Genomic DNA, 21,024 nt, shown 5'->3' with positions numbered 1-21,024 from the left:
ATGAATAGAAGGGATCGCTTTATTTAACGGTATAAAAATACTGGACACAACTCTGAGAGACGGTGAACAGACACCCGGAGTTTCGCTAACAACAGAGAGCAAGTTGTTGATCGCAAAGAAAATCGACAGCCTTGGAGTGGACATTATCGAGGCTGGCTCTGCTATTACATCTGATGGCGAGCGCGAGGCTATTAAAAGAATAGCAGGCGAGGGGTTAAATGCAGAGATTTGCAGCTACTGCCGCATAAGAAAGGAAGATATCGATGCTGCAATCGGCTGCGACGTAGCCTCCATTCACCTTGTAGTACCCGTTTCAGACCTCCATATACAGGAAAAGCTGAAAAAAGACCGCGAGGCAGTGCGCGAAATGGCAGTCGAGATGACAGAGTATGCGAAATCGCACGGGTTGCTTGTGGAACTCAGCGGGGAAGATGCATCCCGGGCAGATTTAGAGTACCTGAAATCCGTATACAACGCTGGAATAGATGCAGGCGCGGACAGGCTGTGCTTCTGCGATACCGTCGGGATTCTTACCCCGGAAAGGGCATACGATATCTTCAGCGACCTGTCTCAACTGCGCGCTCCGATAAGCATACACTGCCACAACGATTTCGGGATGGCTACAGCCAATACTGTTGCAGCATTGCGTGCCGGGGCGAGGGAAGCGCATGTTACTATTAACGGTATCGGAGAGCGGGCTGGTAACACCTCGCTTGAAGAAGTGGTGATGGTACTTTATTCTTTATACAAGCAAAAAACAAAGATAGATATAAAGGGTTTATACACTACCTCGCGTCTTGTGAGCAGGCTAAGCGGGATTCCTGTGGCTCCGAACAAAGCAATCGTAGGAGGTAATGCCTTCACTCACGAGGCTGGCATCCATGTCCACGGGCTTCTTGCAAATACCGCGACCTACGAGCCTATTACGCCTGAACTTGTAGGGCGTGAACGGCGGATTGTTCTCGGGAAGCATGCAGGCAGAAGCTCCGTGGTTCTTGCGTTAAAAGAACTGGGGCTTTCAGCCAGTGAAAAACAAATAGATGATATCGTTGTCCGCATGAAGGAACTCGGCGATAAAGGGAAGCGGGTCACGGACGCTGATCTTCAGACGATTGCAGAGACGGTGCTTGGGATATACCAGGAAGCCAAGGTCAGGCTTGAAGAGCTTACTGTCGTAGCGGGCAATACTGTGATGCCCACAGCATCGATCAGGCTGAAGGTTAACGGAAACCATGTTGTAGAGGCAGGCGTAGGCACGGGACCTGTTGATGCTGCCATCAATGCCCTGAGAAAAGCCGTATCAGGCGTTGCAGATGTTCAGCTTGATGAGTACCATGTGGATGCAATAACAGGCGGGACAGATGCGCTTGTCGAAGTATGGGTCAAGCTCAGCAAAGGCGGTAAGACAATAACAGCCCGCGGCGCGCGTACCGATATAATAATGGCTTCGGTGGAGGCAGTACTGGAAGGCATAAACAGGCTGATACAGCAGGAGCAGAACAGGAAATCATAGGAAATATTTATACAATATTAATCAGTTTTAAAGGTGAACGTTATGGCTAAAACAAAGATACCCGGCGCAAAGGCTGTCATAGAATCACTGGCTCAGGAAGGTGTGGATGTCATCTTCGGCTACCCCGGGGGACAGGTGCTGCCCCTGTACGACGAACTCTACGATGCGGATATAAGGCACATACTTGTAAGGCATGAGCAGGCTGCGGCGCATGCCGCCGATGGCTATGCAAGAGCCACGGGAAAGGTAGGTGTATGTCTTGCCACATCAGGACCCGGTGCTACGAACCTTGTAACAGGTATTGCCACTGCTTATATGGACTCAGTGCCGATAGTAGCCATAACAGGGCAGGTCCCGCGGTCTATGATAGGTAACGATGCGTTCCAGGAGGCGAACATCACCGGAATAACCCTTCCGATCACAAAACATAATTACCTTGTACAGGATGCGAAAGACATTCCGGGAATCTTCAAGGAAGCCTTCTATATAGCCAGGACCGGGCGTCCCGGACCAGTACTTATTGATATACCCAAGGATACCCAGGTCGAACTCATAGAATTTGAATATCCGAAGGAAGTAAAACTGCGCGGATATAAACCAACATATGTTGGGAATGAACAGCAGATTAAAAAGGCGGCATCCCTGATCCTTCATGCTGAGAAGCCAATACTCTACGTAGGGGGAGGCATAATTTTCTCGGATGCATGCGAAGAGCTTCGCGGGCTTGCCGAAGGAGTAATGGCACCTGTCACGACCACTCTCATGGGCATGGGTGCATTCCCGTCAAACCATCCCCTGTCCCTGGGGATGCTGGGCATGCACGGGACGAGGTATGCCAATTACGCAATCCAGGAATCGGATTTGATCATAGCGATAGGAGTGCGCTTTGACGACCGCGTTACAGGCAAGATATCCGCGTTCGCGCCAAATGCAAAGATTATCCATATAGATATCGACCCGGCTGAGATAGGGAAGAACGTCCGCGTTGATGTGCCGATTGTCGGGGATGCAAAGAACATACTGAAAACCCTGCTTAAATACGTCAAGCAGGAGCAGCCCGGGACAGAAGCCTGGAACAAGAAAATAGCGGCGTGGAAGAAAGAATATCCCCTGACATACAAGAAGGATGATTTCCTGCGCCCGCAGTTCGTTGTCGAGCAGATAAGCGAGGTATGCCCTGATGCGATAATCGTTACCGAGGTCGGACAGAACCAGATGTGGGCAGCCCAGTTCTTCAATTACAGGAACCCGCGCACCTTCATATCAAGCGGAGGGCTCGGGACGATGGGCTACGGATTCCCGGCAGCGATGGGCGTTAAGGTCGGAAAACCCGAATCCACGGTTATAGATATTGCCGGAGACGGCTCTTTCCAGATGAACTCTCAGGAACTTGCGACGGTTGTCCAGAACGATATCCCTGTTATCGTGGCTATACTGAACAACGGGTTCCTTGGCATGGTCAGGCAGTGGCAGCAATTGTTCTTTAACAGGCGCTACTCCCAGACCTGTCTCACGGACAGCGTGGATTTCGTGAAACTTGCCGAGGCATACGGGGCGCTGGGGCTGCGCGCGACAAAGAAAAGCGATGTGAAAGATATAATCAAGGAAGCAGTAAAATCCGAACGACCGGCGATTCTTGACTTCGTGGTCGAGCGTGAGGAGAACGTCACGCCAATGGTCCCGGCTGGCGCTGCTATCAACGAGATACTTGACCTGGAGTGATGTATTATGAAACGCACGCTTGCAGTACTTGTTGAAAATAGACCCGGTGTCCTGACAAGGGTCGCGGGTTTGTTCTCAAGACGCGGGTTCAACATCGAAAGCCTTGCTGTCGGTGTGACCGAGAACCCGGATACCTCGCGCATGACCATAGTCGTGAGCGGCGATGACCGCGTGCTTGAGCAGGTAATGAAACAGCTCAACAAGCTTATCGATGTGATACGGGTAAGCGACCTTCCTGCTGAGGAGGCGGTGAACAGGGAACTTGCGCTTATCAAGGTTGGCGTTGACTCTACAACCCGTGCCGAAGTGATGCAGATAGTGGACGTATTCAGGGCGAAGATAGTGGACGTGGGCATAAAATCGGTCGTGGTCGAGGTTACGGGTGATGAGAGCAAGATAAATGCGATGGAGCAGCTCCTGCGGCAGTTCGGGATAAAAGAGATGGTGAGGACAGGGAAGATAGCGATGAACAGGGGAGCTAAGGTAGTGCAGACGGAGAAGAAAGCGTAGCGTTAAAACCCCGCGCTTTAAAAGTGGTCTTGCTCTATTCGAAGTGTATCCACTGATACACAATATTTAATCCATAATACAAATCAACATATTATAAAATTTAATCGAAAATGTTAAATAGTTTACACTTCTTGAACCGCCCGATTTGGTGGTCTTGTTCAAAAAACGTATCAGCGGGACTGCCTTCTTGCATCCTGAAAAACAGGTGGGAATATGTTATTAAACAACGTTTATGGAGGGCGCGTCCCTGGAATAGCAGCCTGGACAACGGCGTTGGCAATGCTGCTTGCGGGCGGCGCGGACGCAGCGACGGAAATCGATGCCTGCGGGGATATTATCCAGGAAGGCGAATATCGGCTCAACCGGAACTTGACAAATACTTCTACATGCATCAATATTCAATCAAACAACGTAACCTTAGATGGGGCAGGCTTTACGATTAACAGCATAGAACTACCGGGGACTTACGGTGTGTTAGTTTTTAATTCAACAATGATTCTTACAAACGTAACAGTAAAAAATCTTACGGTGATAAATTGGGAAACCGGTATAGCTTTCAACAATGTGGTACATGGAAACATTACAAACACCACTACAAGCTCAAACTCACGTATTGGAGTCTACCTTGAATCTTCCAGTGATGATAACACCTTAACCGACAATATTGCAAATTTAAACGGAGACTATGGGATCTATTTTGATAGTTCCAGTGGTAGCACCTTAAATAATAATACCGCGGATTTGAATGAAATCCATGGCGTCTACTTCTACAGCAGTGATAACAACACCCTGATTAATAACAGAGCAAGCTCGAACAGTAATACAGGATTCTACTTTCTTTATTCCAATAATAACACCTTAGCCAACAGCACTGTAAGCTCGAATAGCGAGAACGGAATCTACCTTGATTTTTCCAGCGCGAACACTCTGGTCAGCAACATTGTGGATTCAAACACCTACAAAGGAATCAATCTAATTTTCGGCAACCGCAATACGCTTATAAATAATACAATTTTGAACGGCACCGCTGGTATATTCACAGGCGACTCATCGAGTGGTAACAGCATAATTAGCAACAGAATTTATAACACCACAGAGCAGGGGATTGTTTTAACCCAATCGTTTAATGGTATTATAAACGAAAACAACGTATCCATTAATTCGGGCGAGGGATTTCTGGTTTTACAAAATAGCTGGAATAATACTATTTCTAACAACACAGCCAATTCAAACGGTCAGTGCGGCGGTATTTGCCTTCTCAACAGCAGCGGCAATATTTTAACAAATAATACTGCGAACTCAAATACAATCGGAATGTCACTTGGTTCTTCCGGCGGCAATAACTTGAAAAATAATATCGTAAACTCGAACAGTAATTATGGAATTCATATCTACGGAGAAACTGCCATGTATGTTGCTGAGGAAGTACCATTCCGTTTTATTAATATAAATGTCTCAACTGCAAGTACAGCAAATCTTGAAGATTACATAAACGATTATGGCAACTATACTATGCAGGGCGGTGATAGTTATTTCATCTATGAGCTACCGTTCACATTCCCTTTCATGGGCAGGAACATAACAAGAATCTCTGTCAATACGAACGGTTTGATAGAACTCCTAGAAAGCAATGAAGATTGCGATTTTTGGTATGGATGTGGTAATTACGGAACACATCAGAATGGGTATCACATCAGAAACATGGACGCCATATTTGCAAGCAATGGCGACCTGATAACAAGCGATTCAGAAGACCCTTACTTCAGTTCAAAAAAGACTTACCTAGGCGTATTCAATCTCTCGGATAAAGTTGTTGTAGAGTGGTATGGTTTTACGCGCACTGATGGATACCCATATGGCTATGACATCCTGTCCAATCCAGTAAATTTCCAGGTCGTAATGTATCCAAACGGAACTATTGAATGGAACTTTAAGACTATGAGCTTCAGAAGTTATGATTTTGATATGTTTACCGGGGCGTATGCAAAAGAAGAAAACATAGAGATCATCGGAGGCTATGCCATCGATACTCAGAAATCCCTTGCTATTAACTTATCAAATTACCTGCCTGTACCTAAGTACAATACTATAAAAAACAATAGACTATCTAATAACAGCCTCGGCATTTACTTAGAATCTTCAAACAATACCATCTACAACAATTACTTCAATAATACCAATAATGCTGTTGCCAGTGGCAGTAACAGCTTGAACGTTACCAGAACTATAGGCTCCAACATAATCGATGGACCTTATCTCGGCGGCAACTTCTGGGCACATCCTGATGGCACCGGATTTTCACAGCTCTGCGCCGATGCGAACGCCGATGGGATATGCGACTCATCCTATATGACCAGCATCAATAATACCGACTATCTGGCTCTTGCCCCGTTCTTAAGAACGACTTCCACCAGTATCATAGTAAATACAGATGTAAACGCAAATCAAACCATAAAGATTAGTCCGGATGAGTCCCGGAACATCACGAACTCTACGATCGAACTCAATGCAACTATCAATGCTCCTGTAATCCTGAAGATCAATGCCAGTACGGATGCTTCAGCATTAAATGCAACATCTGCAACCCCGGTTTACGGGCTTGACCGGAATGAGAAAACCATTGGAAGATATATTGAAGTTAATGTGACCGGCATAGACGCTGTAAGTCTTAACTTTGTAAACCTGACCATGTATTATACTGCTTCGGACCTCGATATGAACGGGGATGGGGATGCTGATGACCCGGGAGATTTGAACGAGCAAACGCTGAAAATATACTGGTATAACCCGAATGCAACCGGCGACTCAGAGCGCTGGAAACCTCTGGGACCCGGAATAATGCCTAACCCGGATTACACTTCCATTGGAGGACCAAAGGTTCTGGGTGGCGAAAGAGATACAACTGCCGATTATCTTAAAGTAACCCTGAATCACTTCTCGACCTTTGCGTTAGCCGCTGAGATCGCATCAGCCGGAACTTCATCAAGCAGCGCCGGAAACTCAGGCAGCAGCGGCGGTGGTGGAGGTGTGATAACTTTAGAACCTCCAGGCAATATAGCTGCGGCTGAAAACCATGAAAAGAACATCATCGCCGGTACGCCTGTTGTTTATACATTCACAACACCAGAGCTTGGTATATACGAGGTAGATGTTACAGGTAAGGAAAGCGAAAATGACATGAGCCTTAGAGTAGAAGTTCTAAAAGGCATATCAAAACTTGTTCCAGTTTCACCATTCGGGACAGTGTATAAGAACCTGAATATATGGGCAGGCTCAAAGAGGATCAAAGGGGCAGTGATAAAGTTCAGGGTTGGGAACTCATGGCTTAACAACAGCGATTTTGCAGCCGGCGACATCAGGTTGCTCAAATGGGATGGCAGCAAATGGACGCAGCTTGATACTACCAGGATAAGTGGGGATGAATCGTACGTGTACTATGAAGCAACCACAGATACATTCTCCCATTTCGCTATCAGCGGGGTGAAAGACGCATCGATGCCGGAGGCACCCGCAGCATCGCAAATGACACCTGCGACTACATCCACTCTTGAAGTTACAGGGATACCTCCAGAAGATGCGCCGCCTGTCAGTCTGGCATTTATAATCGGTGTATTCGCTCTTATTGCCATAATTGCATTTCTGTATATTGGGAAAAATAGAGATTGAAGAGGATTATCTGCAAATCAAACCTGCCAGGAACTTAGTATACATTACCATATCCTCAACGAAGATGTTTTCGTCATCTGCATGTGCATTGCTCTGCATCCTCCTTCCCAGCCCAAAGCAGCACGCAGGCAGCCCGGTAACCTTAACGGCATAAGCTACATCAAGGCTCCCCTGCGCTCCTGCCAGCCTTACATCCCTGCCCGCAATCTCGCTTGCAACCCTCTTTACTTCCCTCACCCATGGATGGTTCATGTCCGTAAGCATGGGTCCATATATCATGTCGCAACTCCATTTAATATCAACATCCGGGCGTTCTTCTTTCACGCGGGAAAGAGCATCAGAGAACTCCTTGCGAACATCATCATAGTTTTCCTCAGGAATAAAGCGCCGGTCGCCTTTCAAGGTGCACCTGTCGGGCACGATGTTCTGTTTTACGCCGCCGTTTATTACGGTGATATTAAGGACAGGCAGGAGGGTTTTAATCCCGGTTTTCTGGCTTATTGCAATACTGGCAGGCACTTTAGAGCGCCTTTTCTCGACTTCTGCCTTCAGTCCCATCAACCCGTTCATCACAGGAATGGATTTCTCTATTGCGTTAACTCCAAGGAAGCTGCTGCCGCTGTGGAATGATTTCCCGAAAACATCGATCTGCCAGTCCACGTTGCCATTCGAGGCTATGGTGATATCGTCGCTGTCCCCATCCATGCTCAGGAAAAAGTCAGCTTTGAGCTTCCCGATATCGGCAAGATAACAGAGACCCGAATAGGGACCCATCTCCTCGTCTGTTGTCAGGGCGATATTCAGGTTGTACTCCGGCTTTATATCAAGTTCTTCCATTGCGGAAAGAACGCTTAAAAGCGCCGCAGGTCCGCCTTTTGAATCTGCCACGCCCCTTCCGTAGATGCGCCCGTCCTTAACTGTTACCTCATAAGGCGGAACGCTCCAGTTCGCACTTGCCGGCACGACATCCAGGTGTGTGTTGATCAGCAGGGTTTTCTCAGCGCCAATATCCTTTACAGCCGAAAGGTTAGCCCGTTCTCCCTTTAGATGCGCAAGGCGGGGGTTTTTCTTCTCGAACAGCTCGCGGGGCATGATGAGTTTCTCGACCGCGAAGCCAAGGTCAAGAAGTTTTTCCGCCATAACCTCTACGGCTTTTTCATAATTCTCACCCGGCGGAACCTGTGTAGGGATACGGACAAGTTCATCGAGCGTTTTTATAGTCTCCTCTGTTTTGGATTCCAGGTGTTCAAATAATGCCTTCATTCGTTCCAAAAAGGCTTTTATAACCCAAATCCTTTTTGCTTTGATTATATCTATTAGAGCCGAATGGCACTTGAAGAAGAGATTAGAGCGGTCGAAGAAGAAATATCCAGGACGAAATACAATAAGGCTACCGAAGGTCATATCGGCAGGCTTAAAGCAAAACTGGCAAGGTTAAGGGAAGAAGTCCAGAAGAGAGCCTCGTCAAAATCAGGCGGGGAAGGCTTCTCGGTCAAGAAATCTGGGGATGCGTCTGTCGTGCTTGTGGGCTTCCCGTCAGTTGGCAAGAGCACACTCCTGAACAGCCTGACAGGTACAGAATCGGCAGTTGCGGCGTATGAGTTTACCACACTGGATGTTGTACCGGGCGCGATGGAATATAAGGGCGCGACGATCCAGATACTTGATGTCCCCGGTATTGTAAAAGGCGCGGCGTCCGGCAGGGGAAGAGGTAAGGAGGTACTGGCTGTAATAAGGAATGCAGACCTTGCTTTGATACTGCTTGATGTTTTCCAGCTTGTGCACCATGATGTTCTCATCGGGGAGTTAAACGATGCAGGTATTCGCGTCAATTCAAGACCGCCTGATGTCACTATCAGGAAAAAACCCAGAGGCGGTGTCAGCATAAACAGCACGGTGGACATGGGGCTTGATGAAGATACCATAAAAACCGTACTGGGAGAGTACAGGATACATAATGCGAACGTGGTCATACGCGAAAATATCAATATAGACCAGTTAATAGATGTGATCCTGGGTAACAGGAAGTATATCCCTGCGGTCGTGGTCATCAATAAGATCGACCTTGCGGATAAGTATACGCTCAAAGAATGCAGGGAGAGATTCCCTGATGCGCTGCTCATATCTGCAGATAAAAAGGTTCATATCGAAGAACTGAAAGAATTGATATATAATAAACTCGGGTTTATCAGGATTTACCTGAAGCCCCAGGGCAAATCTGCCGATATGGAAGAGCCCCTGATAATCAGGGACGGCTCCACGATAGGGGATGTATGCGACCGGCTCCACCGCGATTTCAGGAACAGGTTCAGGTATGCCCAGATCTGGGGTACGTCTGCAAAACATGAGGGCCAGCGTGCAGGTCTTGACCATATGCTGTATGATCATGACATCCTGACGATAATATTGAGGAGATGATTCAGGAAATTATGAAACCTGTAACTCCGCTTCTGACAGTTGATGCGCTTATAATCTATAAAGGAAAACTTGTCCTTGTTAAACGCAAAAACCCGCCGTACCAGGGATGTTTCGCGCTTCCCGGCGGGTTCGTGGAGGTGGGTGAGACGGTTGAAGCGGCAGTAGCCCGGGAGGCTAAGGAAGAGACCGGGCTTGATATTGAGATAATCAAGCTGCAGGGTGTATATTCCGATCCCTCAAGGGACCCAAGAGGGCATGCGGTCTCCATATGTTATATTGCAAAAGGAAGCGGAATGCTTAAGGCAGGTTCAGATGCTAAAGATATAGGGCTTTTCGGTTTGAACGAAATACCCAAACTGGCATTTGATCATAATAAGATCATAGAAAACGCTAAGAGTGATATTAATGGAATTTTGTCCTAAATGCAAGAGCATGATGATGCCCGCAAAGACCGTTTTTAAATGCAGGAAATGCGGGTTTGAAAAAGAAATCAAAGGAGGCTTTGTCTCAAAGACAGAGCGAAAAGAGCGCGAGGTCTCAGTACTGGAAGGGCGCGAGATGGGGATGCCCACAACGAGAGCTAAATGCGAGGACTGCGGCAACGACATAGCGTACTGGTGGCTGCGGCAGTTGCGCTCGGCTGATGAGAGCGAGGTAAGGTTCTTCAGGTGTACGAAGTGCGGGAAGACGTGGAGAGAGTATAGTTAGAGATGATTGTTGGAGTGCAGATTTCTGAATCTTAAAATTAAAAATTCCTATAGCAGTTTTTGATTATTTTAATGCTTTCACCTTGCTCTTACCATAAGACTTTAGATATAAACTTTAGAGTATAGACTATGTATAGAACGGCTAAAAGGAGAGAGTTTCGATAGCATACAAAAACGCTGTGCTCAGGCATCGTTACATTTGTACGGGGTTTGTGACGCATTCCTCAAATTATGAGACAGAAAGTATGATAAACCGGACATCTGAAAAAGACGCCCTTCTAGATAACATGAACAGCTTTATTTACTATTCAAACAAAATTATGCATCAAAGGGAGAGTAAATATCATGGATATCACAGAAAATGTATTCAAGCTGGCAGATGAAATCGGTCCTGAGAGGGTTGTTTTTTTGTACGAGCCCAGGACGCAGATGAAAGCTATCGTCGTTGTGGATAACGTGGCTGCCGGACCTGCTATCGGCGGGGTGCGGATGGCGCCTGATGTGACCGCTACCGAGGTCAGGAGGCTTGCCCGCGCGATGACATACAAAAATGTAATGGCAGGTCTTCCTCACGGCGGAGGGAAATCGGGGATCATAGCAGACCCGAAAACCGTTAACAAGGAGCATGTCATCAGGACATTCGCCAGGGCGATAAAAAGCCTGGAAGAATACATACCCGGACCTGATATGGGCACAGATGAGAGCGATATGGCATATATCTATGACGAGACATCACGCGCCGTAGGGCTGCCGCTTGAGCTTGGCGGAATCCCGCTTGATGAGATCGGGGCTACTGCATATGGAGTAGCGGTATGCACAGAGGTAGCAAAGGATTATGTTCCCCTGGACATGAACGGCGCAAGCCTGACGATTGAAGGATTCGGGAACGTAGGGAGACCTACTGCACGGTTTCTTGCAGAGAGGGGGGTTAAGCTGATAGCTACAAGTGATTCAAAAGGTACAATCTACAATCCGGCAGGTCTGAATGTAGAGGAGCTGATACGGATCAAAGATACCACAGGCTCGGTGATAAATTATAAAGACGGTCAGGTCCTGAAAAGTACCGACCTGCTAATGATAAAAACCGATATTTTCGTCCCTGCTGCACGACCTGATGTAGTAACGGATGCCAATGCTGATGTGGTAGATGCAAAATTGATAATCGAAGGTGCAAATATACCAATCAGTGAAACTGCAGAAAGGATGCTGCATGAGAGGGGAATCCTGGTAATCCCGGATTTCGTGGCTAATGCGGGCGGGGTGATCACAGCGTCGGTTGAGTATCACGGCGGGACTGAGACGCAGGCATTCGAAAGGATCAAAAGCACTATTACAAGGAACACAAAAGAGATACTGGATGCGGTAAAAAACGAAAAAACATACCCCAGGGAAGCTGCGGTCAGAATTGCAAAGCAAAGGGTGCTGCGTGCCATGAAATACAGGGAATGGATGTAATGCTCTCTTCGATATTCGAGCCTGCCTCGATAGCCGTAATAGGCGCATCCGGCAATGAATCTAAATGGGGAGGGCGGATATTGAAGAATATATTGAGCAGTTTCAAGGGCGCCGTTTATCCGGTCAATCCTAAAGAAGCTGTTGTCCGGGGACTGAAATCATATCCTTCTGTGCTCGATATTCCCGGCGACGTGGAGATGGCGATGATAATCGTACCCGCGCAGTCTGTGCTTTCTGTCGCGCAGGAGTGCGGGGAAAAAGGCGTAAAAGGGTTGATCGTGATAAGCGCGGGTTTCAGCGAGACCGGGAATGCCGGGGCGGAGCTTGAAAAACAGCTTGTGTCAGTAGTAAGGAAGTATGGAATGCGCATGATAGGGCCGAATACGCTTGGCATTGTAAACGAGCCCGCAAGGCTTAATGCAAGTATCATAGGGCAACTCCCGGTCCCGGGTTCCATCTCGTTTATTACACAGAGCGGCTCACTCGGTCTTGCTCTTGCAGAGTGGACCATAGATACGGAGATAGGGCTTTGCAAGGTGATAAGTTCGGGAAACAAGGCTGATGTTGATGACATTGATATTATTGAGTACCTGGATAGTGACCCGTTAACAGGCGTTATAGCCATGTACGTAGAAGGGATCACGCGCGGACGGCAGTTTATAGAAGCAGTCCGCCGCATCAGGAAACCTATCGTGGCAATCAAGACAGGAAGGTCAAAAAGAGGCGCAAAGGCGGTTTTTTCGCACACAGGCTCCATCGCAGGTTCTGATGAGGTGTATTCGGCGGCGTTTCGGCAGGCAGGAGTGTTGCGGGTCGATAATATCGATGACCTTTTCGATGCAGCGCTTGCGTTCTCATGCCAGCCGCTTCCTGAAGGGAATAATGTTGCGATATTTTCAAACGGTGGCGGCGCCTCCATTGTGGCTGCTGATGAATGCGAGAGGCAGGGCATCAATATTGTTGATTTGACAAAGGAGACGCAGGAACAGATCAAAAAAATCGTCCCTGAGTTCGCATCCACATCAAACCCGATAGATACTGCAGGGACTGTTTCGTATAAAATTTATAAAGATTCTATAGAGGCGCTTCTCAAAGACCCGAGTGTGGACGCTATTATCGTCATTTACGTGCATACTCTTATGTCAAATGCGATACCTCCGGCTGAAGCCGTTGTGGAGCTAATAAAGAAAAGCAAGCAGGAAAGGGGTAAAAAGCCGATAATCTCATGCTGGATGGGCGGGGCTGGCAAGGAGGAGGGCGTGGAGATACTGAAAAGCGGCTGCATACCCAATTATCCTGTCCCTGAGAGGGCGGTTAAGGCGCTGGCTGCGCTTATCAGGCACAAAGAGTTCCTTGAAAAAGTGAAAGCGGGAGAAAGCCGGGAGGGAAAAACGTGAAAATACTTACCGAGCATGAGGCGAAAAAACTTCTTGCAAAATATGGAATACCTGTTACAAAAGAACAGCTTGCATCCAGCGCTGATGAAGCCCTTGCCATCGCATTATACATCGGAGCGCCGGTAGCTATGAAAATATCCTCACCAGATATACCGCATAAAAGCGATGTGGGCGGCGTGGCGCTGAATGTGAAAAAAGAGTTTGTTAGGACTACTTACGATGAGATCATATCACGGGCTAAGAAGGCAGTCCCGGATGCGAGTATCGAAGGCATCCTCGTACAGCAGATGGTGCCGCCGGGTCAGGAGGTCATTGTGGGACTGAAGAAAGACCCGCAGTTCGGATACGCGCTCATGTTCGGGCTGGGCGGGATTTTCGTTGAGGTTTACAGGGACGTATCATTCCGGGTAGTGCCGATTGAGAAAAAGGATGCGCTTATGATGATTTCCGAGATTAAAGGATATCCTGTACTCAAAGGGGTCAGGGGGAGGAAGCCTGCTGATATTGACGCGATAACCGATGTGCTGATGGCTGTTTCCGGGATGGCGGAAAAAGAGAATATCATCGAGCTTGATATCAACCCGCTCATCGTGGGCGAGAAGGGGGCGGTGGCGGTGGATGCGAGGGCGATGGTGGAATAGTATTTTTTATATTTTTTAACACTTTCACTTTTCTTGGGACTACGTTATACAGGTTTAGTATAAATTATTTCATATGACACCATACTTGTTTCGGTAGATTTAATGAAAAACAACGAACTGATACGAACTCGTACGAACTCACTAAAGTTCATTATTAGTTCTTCCCACATGGTTGTTTTGTTTTCTGTACTCCAACTGCACTGCTATAACCTAACAGAACTCCAGAGCATAATTAATAAAGTAACATTTATAAGTATGTATTGATGTTTACTTATAAAAATGGGATTAAATGAAGCTGATACAAGAGCAAAACTGATAGATCCAGCGCTCCATAGTATGGGTTGGACTGAATATCTTATCCGCAGAGAAATTACTGCAGGAACTATTGAAATTATTAATGGAAAGCCTAAGCGAAAAAAGGGAAGAACTGATTATCTCTTATGCCTGCCTGTAAAAGAAGGAGAAAATCCATTGTCTATTGCGGTATTGGAGGCTAAGAATGAAGACGAGCATGCAACTCTTGGATTAGAACAGGCTAAAGAATACGCAAAGAGCCTGAATGTTCCATTTGTATTTTCTACTAATGGTCATCTTTTCGTGGAATATGATTCTTTTAAGGAGAAAGTTAGTGAGGAAATGCGCCTGGAAAGCTTTCCAAAACCAGAATTACTAAAAAGGTTATATGAAATGCACAAGGGTTTTTCCCTGGAAGATGAAGGCGCAAAACCGTTATCTGTTCCATACAGAGGCGGGCAATCCGAAAGAAGGTATTACCAGGACGCTGCAATCAGGGCGGCGCTGGAAAAAATCGCTGGAAAGAAGGAAGGCTGGAATAGAGTGTTGCTATCTCTGGCAACAGGTTCGGGAAAGACCCGGATTGCTGTTCAACTCTTGCATAAGCTGGCAGAGGCTGGGCATTTGAGAAGGGCTCTATTTGTGTGCGACAGGAACGAACTCAGGAAGCAGGGATTTGGGCAAATGTTCTCTGTTTTCGGCGATAATGCGGCGTTTGTTGAGAATAAAGATCCTAAAAAGAACGCCAGGATTATTGTATCAACATACCAGGCGCTGGGTATTGATGAAGACGGAGATACATCGTTCTTTTTGCAGAATTATCCCAGGAATTATTTCAGCCATATCATCATTGATGAATGCCACCGGAGCGCATGGGATAAGTGGAGTGTCGTCCTCACAAATAATCCTGATGCAGTTCAAATCGGATTAACTGCGACTCCGAGGAAGATAACCGGCGAGAAATCTCCTGAAAAGGATAAGGATGAGAAAATCAGCAGGAACAATCTCAAATATTTTGGCGAGCCTGTATATGAATATCCGTATGCTAAAGGATGGGAGGACGGTTATCTGGCTGCATGTGAGATTGTTAAGAGAAGCCCTAGTATCGATGATCGTCCGATAATGAGGGATGAGCTTTTGGAGAAGGGAGTTTCTGATGCAAAAACCGGGGAGTTTCTGGGTACAAGTGATGTTAAAGAGATTTATAGTAAAGAAAATTATGATGATCAACTGATACTTCCTGACCGAAGAAAAGCAATGTGTAAGGATTTATTGGAGCAGTTCGAAAAAACAGGGGGTGTAAAGCAGAAAACGATTATTTTCTGCGCGAATGATAAACATGCTGAAGACGTGGAAATCGAACTGAATAATATATACAAAGATAAAGGACTGCCAAATTGTGAGAAATTTGCATTCAAGTGTACGCAAAAAGGAATAGCAAGCGGTTCGTTAGGAGAGAGCCAGGAGGGTCTGATTGCGAACATGCGCGGAGGCAAGAATTCCCATTTCATAGCAACAACCGTTGATTTGCTGACAACGGGAGTGGATATCCCCTGCGTCCAGAACATTGTGTTTTTCACTTATGTAAAATCACCGATTCTCTTTTACCAGATGGTCGGACGCGGGATGAGAATCGATGAAGCCTTCGGTAAGTTCATGTTCAGGATTTATGATTATACCAATGCGACAAGGTTATTTGGAAAAGAGTTCATTTCAACGCCAAGGACTGAACCTTCAAGCTCTCCCAAAGAGGGAGAAAAAAGAAAGATTGCCAAGGTTCGGGGATATTATGTTGAAATCAGAGACGAAGGGACGTTCATTTTGATGAAAGACGAAATAACAGGCAAAGAGCGACCATTCACGGTTGAGGAGTACAGGGAAAAACTGGCGGCCTCGCTGGTTGAGCATGCTGATAACATTGAACTGCTGCGCGAAATGTGGGTTAATCCAGAGGAAAGGAAGCACCTGATTTCGGCGCTGCCCGGCGGCGAAAAAGGCGCCTTGCTGCTTCGGGATTTATTGAAGCTAAAAGAATGCGATTTATTTGACCTGTTCGCTGAAATTGGGTTTGGTGTGCCTGGAAAAACAAGAGGAGAAAGGGTTCTTGCATTTGATTATAAGAACAAGGATTGGCTGTTATCATTGCCCGGAGATTCAGCGAATGTCATTAAGGCTCTTGCAAGGCTATTTGAAGAGAACGGCATTGAGGAGCTTGAGAGTCCAGAAGTTTTTGATGTGGCTGAGATAAAAAGGGCTGGTGGAATTAAGGCTCTGGCTAAGAGTGGTCTGAATCTTGGGGATGTGGTATCTGAGGTTAAGATGGGGTTGCTGGCGGCATGAAGCAGGAAGCGGTTGTAGTCGAGAGGGGAAGATTACCGGAGGGGTGGCGGTGGAGCACGCTAGGAAAAGAATGTGAGATAAATCCAAGAAAACGTAATATCATTGAAGCGGATGATAATCGGGATACTTCTTTTGTTCCAATGGAAGTGGTTGATGGCGGTAGAGGTATAATCAGTGAAATAAGAATAGTTCCCTTTTCAAAAGTTAAAAAAGGATATACCTATTTTGAAGAAAATGACGTTCTTTTTGCTAAGATTACTCCTTGTATGCAAAACAAAAAAAGCGCTATCGCAGTTGGTCTGATTAGTGGCTATGGGTTTGGAACAACCGAATTTCACGTTTTAAGATGCAAAGAAAGAGTTATTCCTAAATGGGTTTATTACTTCATAAGAAATCAAAGATTTATAGACGAAGCTGAGAGTAACTTTACAGGCGCGGTTGGGCAACAAAGAGTTCCATCACCTTTTCTGGAAAAGTATCCTATAATAGTTCCACCATTCGTAGAGCAACAAAAAATCGTGGATAAACTCGATAAGCAAATGGCTCAAATTGAGATAATGAAAAAAGAAGCGGAGGGAAATATAGAAGCTGTTAAAGATTTATTTTATTCCTACCAAAAAAATCTATTTGAAAGTAACATTTTTCAAAAATGTCCAAAAATTAAATTAGTAAATTTAACTACCAAAATAGGCAGCGGGATAACCCCTAATGGTGGTCATTCAGTTTATCAAAAAGACGGTGTACCTTTAATAAGAAGTATGAACGTTCATTTAAATAATTTTAAAAAAGAAGGGCTAGCCCATATTTCTGCTGAAATTGATGAATCCATGAAAAATACCAGAGTCATTAAGGGAGATGTGTTGCTTAATATCACAGGCGCCTCAATAGGCAGAGTTTGCGTAGTTCCTGATGAAATATGTCCTGCCAATGTAAATCAGCATGTAAGCATTGTAAGGACAAATAATATGCTCAATCCTTACTATTTATCCTACTACCTTTCAAATCCTAACTTTCAAAAATTCATAATGGACTCGGAATCAGGAGCTACCAGACAAGCTCTAACAAAATCAAAAATTGAACAATTCGAAATACCTGCTCCATCCATTGAAATTCAGAATCAAATAGTAGCTCAACTCAATGCAAGGAAACAACTCTCCGAAGAATTACTTAACAAAATGAATAATCAACTTAACTCCATCAACCAGCTCCCCAATTCAATCCTCAACGAAGTCTTCGGACAATATCAAATTCAATTAAGCTAACACCTATGACCTACAAAATACAAAACAGCGGACTCAATACCACCAACCCACAAGAACTCTCAGAGTTCGTACGAGTTCGTACGAGTTCGTTGTTAATATCGCTACATACCCAAGCAACAACCCCATCAGAAAAATCAACAACGAACTCACAACGAACTCAATACGAACTTATAGCAGTTTGCAATGAGCCAGTAGCAATTCGTTGCTTAAATATATTAGCAAGCGACCAGCAACAAACCCATAATGAACTTGAAAGAGTTCGTATGAGTTCGTACAAGTTCGTTGTTAATTACCGATACTTAGCCAGGGCAAACATAATACCATCAAAATATTTAACAACGAACTTACAGAAAACTCAAAGGTGTCCATACCAGTTCGCTATTAAATTGAATCAACTGGCACCCTACCAAAATGACCCTAAGAAGAAATCTTCGAACAATACAAGTCAACTGGTTCATTGGTGGTTAACAGTAACATGAAAACCTCACTCAGTTTCAATGGCAAAAAACTCAACAACCCTGACCGGGAGACCATATCCAAAATCCTGAAAACAGCTCCGGCTTACTATGAGATGTCGCTGTATCTCATTAAATCCAGATTGAAAGAGAACATCCAGCAGGCTCTCAGAACTAATGGCAAATATCAAACAAAAAGTGGCGCGTTTCTGGTTTTGAGGAATAACGTGGCATATCTTACTCTCGGCGGTCAAATAAGCTCTTTAAGGGATCTGAATAAGCTTGAAAAGACAATGGAAAAAAGCAAAAACGAAATCATAATGCAGTATCCCGTATATCCGGAGAATATCAAAAAAATTGAAATGTTTAACAGAATGCTGGGGAAAGCATGGAACGCGAACTAATCAAAATCATCAAACTACTCAATAAGCATAGAATAAAATATCTCCTTATCGGAGGGGTTGCGGCTGTGCTTTATGGTGTCCCCCGTTCCACTTTTGATATAGATATAGCAATCTCTATGGATACTGAAAGCATAAGCAAGGCAACCTCTTTACTGTTAGAGTCCGGTTTTGCCGAAAAAGAGAAATTAGAGGGTGGGGTCAGGTTAACGGACGGCAATGTCGAAATTGACCTGATGTTCATAGAAAGCTACAAGTTCAATTTCTTTTATGAATACCATAAAGAATTATCTTACAAAGGAACCCTCATAAAAATGCCTAATATTATGGACTTGATCAGGATGAAGGAATCCTCATCACGTGAAAAAGACAAGCAAGATGCTCAATATCTGAGAATTATATTAAGTTCAAAAACAACGGAAAAAATGGAGGATAAATAATCAACTCACAGCGGACTCAATACGAACCTGAAAGAGTTCGTACAAGTTCGTTGTTAATATCGCTACCCACCGGAGCAACAACATAATCAGAAATTAACAACGAACTCAATACGAACTCACCGTTAAATAATTATCAAGTTTGCAACAGTTAGATGTTCACAGGTAATACATGAAGAAATATCAGCCCATGCCAAAAAACAATAACGGAAGAACAGTAACAGACCAATCTAGCATGAACGCCTACATAAAATCAGTCTGCGATATCATGCGCAGGGACAGGACTAAAGGCGCGTTAGAGTACATCCCTGAACTTACATGGATGATGTTCCTAAGAATACTGGACGAAAAAGAGCAGGAAGAAGAGCTAAAATGCCAGGCAGTCGGGAAGTCATTCACCCCATCGCTTAAAGAACCATACAGGTGGCGAGATTGGGGCAATCCCTATGGTAAGAAGAGGGTAAAACTGCAAAACAGCAAAATGGGAGACTTCCTGGATTTCGTAAATAACGAGCTGATTCCTTATTTGAAACCATTCCAGAACAAACCATCAGCGAACATAAAACAAAAGCTCATCTCGCAAATCTTCAGGAATATCAACCAGACTAAGCTTGCAAGCGAGACGAACCTGCTGGACGTGCTGGATAAAATCGACCATCTCACCTCGAAAAACATAGACGAAACCCACCAGTCCCGCTCTCGCAAATCTACGAAGGCTTGCTCTTAAAGATGGGCGAGAAAAATAATGACGGCGGGCAGTTTTTTACTCCAAGGGAAGTAATCAGGGCGATGATACGTGCAGTAAAGCCTGAAATAATCAAAGACGGCGCACTCGTAACAATCTATGATCCTGGCTGCGGGACAGGCGGCTTCCTCGCCGAAAGTTATGCTTATTTTACTAACCCTGAACTATCAGGCAAAGAACTGAACGCAACCGAAATCGAGCATTTAAAACATGATGCTTTCTGGGGTCTGGACAATAGCGACACGGCTTTCCCTATTGCACTGGCGAATTTAGTCCTTCACGGGATAGATTATCCCCATATCGGCTTGAAAAACACGCTGAGCGGCAGGGATACATATATGGAGCTATTCGAAGGCGCTCAAAGTAAATTTGATTATATATTTACAAATCCTCCTTTTGGTGGTAAAGAAGGGGAAGATGCAAAGACAAACTTTGTTTTCAAGACTGGCAATACCCAGATTTTGTTCATCCAGCATATTATAGACCATCTTAAGGATGATGGAACATGTTCAATGGTTATCGATGAAGGGGTACTTTTCAGGACAAATGAACTGGCTTTTGTCCAGACAAAGAAAAAACTGCTGGAAGAATGTAGTTTGTGGTGCATCCTCAGCCTGCCGCAGAACGCTTTCTTAAATGCCGGCGCAGGTGTCAAGACGAACCTGTTATTCTTCACGAAAGGAAAGCCAACCCAAAAAGTCTGGTATTACGATATGTCTGATATCAAGATTCTAAAGAAAGATCCTCTGACGCTTAATAAATTCGATGACTTCCTGCGCAGGCGCCATTCCCCGAAAGAAGAAGATAAAATCAGTGAAAAAAGCTGGTTTATCGATATAGAGACGATAAAAAGTAAGAATTATGACATAAAAGCTGTCAATCCCAATGTCAAAGAAAAAGTCATTCCAAAGCCGGAAGAGCTTATTAAGGTAATCGAGGACGCTCAGATTAAGATTAACGAAGGCTTAAAAAAATTGAAAGAGATATCCTGATATAAGAAGTTATAAACGCTTTTTTGTCTTTCATAATCTTTTAACCTGACATAGTGTCAAATGACCCTC

17 protein-coding genes are annotated in these 21,024 nt (G+C 45.2%); 16 read left to right on the top strand and 1 reads right to left on the bottom strand.

Annotated elements, in window-relative coordinates; genetic code table 11:
* The first annotated feature begins 4 nt into the window (after nucleotides 1-4).
* The 4 genes from MNV_RS04515 (at nucleotide 5) to MNV_RS04500 (ending at nucleotide 7,411) form a co-directional block, all read left to right on the top strand.
* On the top strand, nucleotides 5-1,513 hold the full coding sequence (locus MNV_RS04515) for a (R)-citramalate synthase (protein ID WP_456303692.1): 1,509 nt from the start codon (nucleotides 5-7) through the stop codon (nucleotides 1,511-1,513).
* Between the two features lie 42 nt (nucleotides 1,514-1,555).
* Complete coding sequence (locus MNV_RS04510) at nucleotides 1,556-3,235, top strand: acetolactate synthase large subunit (RefSeq protein ID WP_096204181.1); 1,680 nt, start codon at nucleotides 1,556-1,558, stop codon at nucleotides 3,233-3,235.
* Between the two features lie 6 nt (nucleotides 3,236-3,241).
* On the top strand, nucleotides 3,242-3,745 hold the full coding sequence (gene ilvN / locus MNV_RS04505; RefSeq protein ID WP_096204180.1) for an acetolactate synthase small subunit: 504 nt from the start codon (nucleotides 3,242-3,244) through the stop codon (nucleotides 3,743-3,745).
* 213 nt (nucleotides 3,746-3,958) lie between these two features.
* Complete coding sequence (locus MNV_RS04500) at nucleotides 3,959-7,411, top strand: NosD domain-containing protein (protein WP_096204179.1); 3,453 nt, start codon at nucleotides 3,959-3,961, stop codon at nucleotides 7,409-7,411.
* A 6-nt stretch (nucleotides 7,412-7,417) separates the two neighbouring features.
* Here the strand turns inward: MNV_RS04500 and MNV_RS04495 are convergent, their stop codons facing one another.
* The gene (locus MNV_RS04495) at nucleotides 7,418-8,674 is read right to left on the bottom strand and encodes a M20 family metallopeptidase (RefSeq protein ID WP_179293803.1); all 1,257 of its coding nucleotides are present in this window, start codon (nucleotides 8,672-8,674) and stop codon (nucleotides 7,418-7,420) included.
* A gap of 63 nt (nucleotides 8,675-8,737) precedes the next feature.
* Between MNV_RS04495 and MNV_RS04490 the strand changes: the two genes are divergently transcribed.
* The 12 genes from MNV_RS04490 (at nucleotide 8,738) to MNV_RS04440 (ending at nucleotide 20,955) form a co-directional block, all read left to right on the top strand.
* The gene (locus tag MNV_RS04490) at nucleotides 8,738-9,829 is read left to right on the top strand and encodes an OBG GTPase family GTP-binding protein (protein ID WP_096204200.1); all 1,092 of its coding nucleotides are present in this window, start codon (nucleotides 8,738-8,740) and stop codon (nucleotides 9,827-9,829) included.
* 11 nt (nucleotides 9,830-9,840) lie between these two features.
* The gene (locus MNV_RS04485; RefSeq protein ID WP_096204199.1) at nucleotides 9,841-10,251 is read left to right on the top strand and encodes an NUDIX domain-containing protein; all 411 of its coding nucleotides are present in this window, start codon (nucleotides 9,841-9,843) and stop codon (nucleotides 10,249-10,251) included.
* Nucleotides 10,235-10,537 carry a transcription factor S gene (locus tag MNV_RS04480; RefSeq protein ID WP_096204177.1) on the top strand — a complete coding sequence of 101 codons (303 nt, stop codon included), beginning with the start codon at nucleotides 10,235-10,237 and terminating at the stop codon, nucleotides 10,535-10,537. Before MNV_RS04485 ends, MNV_RS04480 begins: the two co-directional genes overlap by 17 nt.
* Nucleotides 10,538-10,881: 344 nt before the next feature.
* Nucleotides 10,882-11,991, top strand: a complete 1,110-nt coding sequence (locus tag MNV_RS04475) for a Glu/Leu/Phe/Val family dehydrogenase (protein WP_096204176.1) — start codon at nucleotides 10,882-10,884, stop codon at nucleotides 11,989-11,991.
* A complete protein-coding gene (locus MNV_RS04470; RefSeq protein WP_096204175.1) occupies nucleotides 11,982-13,388 on the top strand; it encodes an acetate--CoA ligase family protein in 1,407 nt (468 codons plus the stop codon). The genes MNV_RS04475 and MNV_RS04470 overlap by 10 nt, the downstream gene beginning before the upstream one ends.
* Nucleotides 13,385-14,029: an acetate--CoA ligase family protein gene (locus MNV_RS04465; protein WP_096204174.1), complete on the top strand. Its 645-nt coding sequence runs from the start codon at nucleotides 13,385-13,387 to the stop codon at nucleotides 14,027-14,029. Before MNV_RS04470 ends, MNV_RS04465 begins: the two co-directional genes overlap by 4 nt.
* A 279-nt stretch (nucleotides 14,030-14,308) precedes the next feature.
* Nucleotides 14,309-16,663 (top strand): DEAD/DEAH box helicase family protein, encoded by a 2,355-nt coding sequence (locus MNV_RS04460; RefSeq protein ID WP_096204173.1) that lies wholly within the window; start codon nucleotides 14,309-14,311, stop codon nucleotides 16,661-16,663.
* The gene (locus tag MNV_RS04455; RefSeq protein ID WP_096204172.1) at nucleotides 16,660-17,925 is read left to right on the top strand and encodes a restriction endonuclease subunit S; all 1,266 of its coding nucleotides are present in this window, start codon (nucleotides 16,660-16,662) and stop codon (nucleotides 17,923-17,925) included. The genes MNV_RS04460 and MNV_RS04455 overlap by 4 nt, the downstream gene beginning before the upstream one ends.
* Nucleotides 17,926-18,400: 475 nt before the next feature.
* Complete coding sequence (locus MNV_RS04450) at nucleotides 18,401-18,784, top strand: hypothetical protein (RefSeq protein WP_096204171.1); 384 nt, start codon at nucleotides 18,401-18,403, stop codon at nucleotides 18,782-18,784.
* Entirely contained in the window at nucleotides 18,769-19,221 is a 453-nt protein-coding gene (locus MNV_RS04445; protein WP_096204170.1) for a DUF6036 family nucleotidyltransferase, read from the top strand. Before MNV_RS04450 ends, MNV_RS04445 begins: the two co-directional genes overlap by 16 nt.
* Nucleotides 19,222-19,390: 169 nt before the next feature.
* Nucleotides 19,391-19,945, top strand: coding sequence for a type I restriction-modification system subunit M N-terminal domain-containing protein (locus MNV_RS20075; protein WP_218837895.1), 555 nt, complete (start codon nucleotides 19,391-19,393; stop codon nucleotides 19,943-19,945).
* A gap of 2 nt (nucleotides 19,946-19,947) precedes the next feature.
* Entirely contained in the window at nucleotides 19,948-20,955 is a 1,008-nt protein-coding gene (locus MNV_RS04440) for an HsdM family class I SAM-dependent methyltransferase (RefSeq protein WP_218837894.1), read from the top strand.
* The last annotated feature ends 69 nt before the right edge of the window (nucleotides 20,956-21,024 follow it).

The organism is Candidatus Methanoperedens nitratireducens, assembly GCF_900196725.1.
Taxonomy (GTDB): domain Archaea; phylum Halobacteriota; class Methanosarcinia; order Methanosarcinales; family Methanoperedenaceae; genus Methanoperedens; species Methanoperedens nitroreducens_A.
This window is presented reverse-complemented; position numbering and strand designations above follow the sequence as displayed.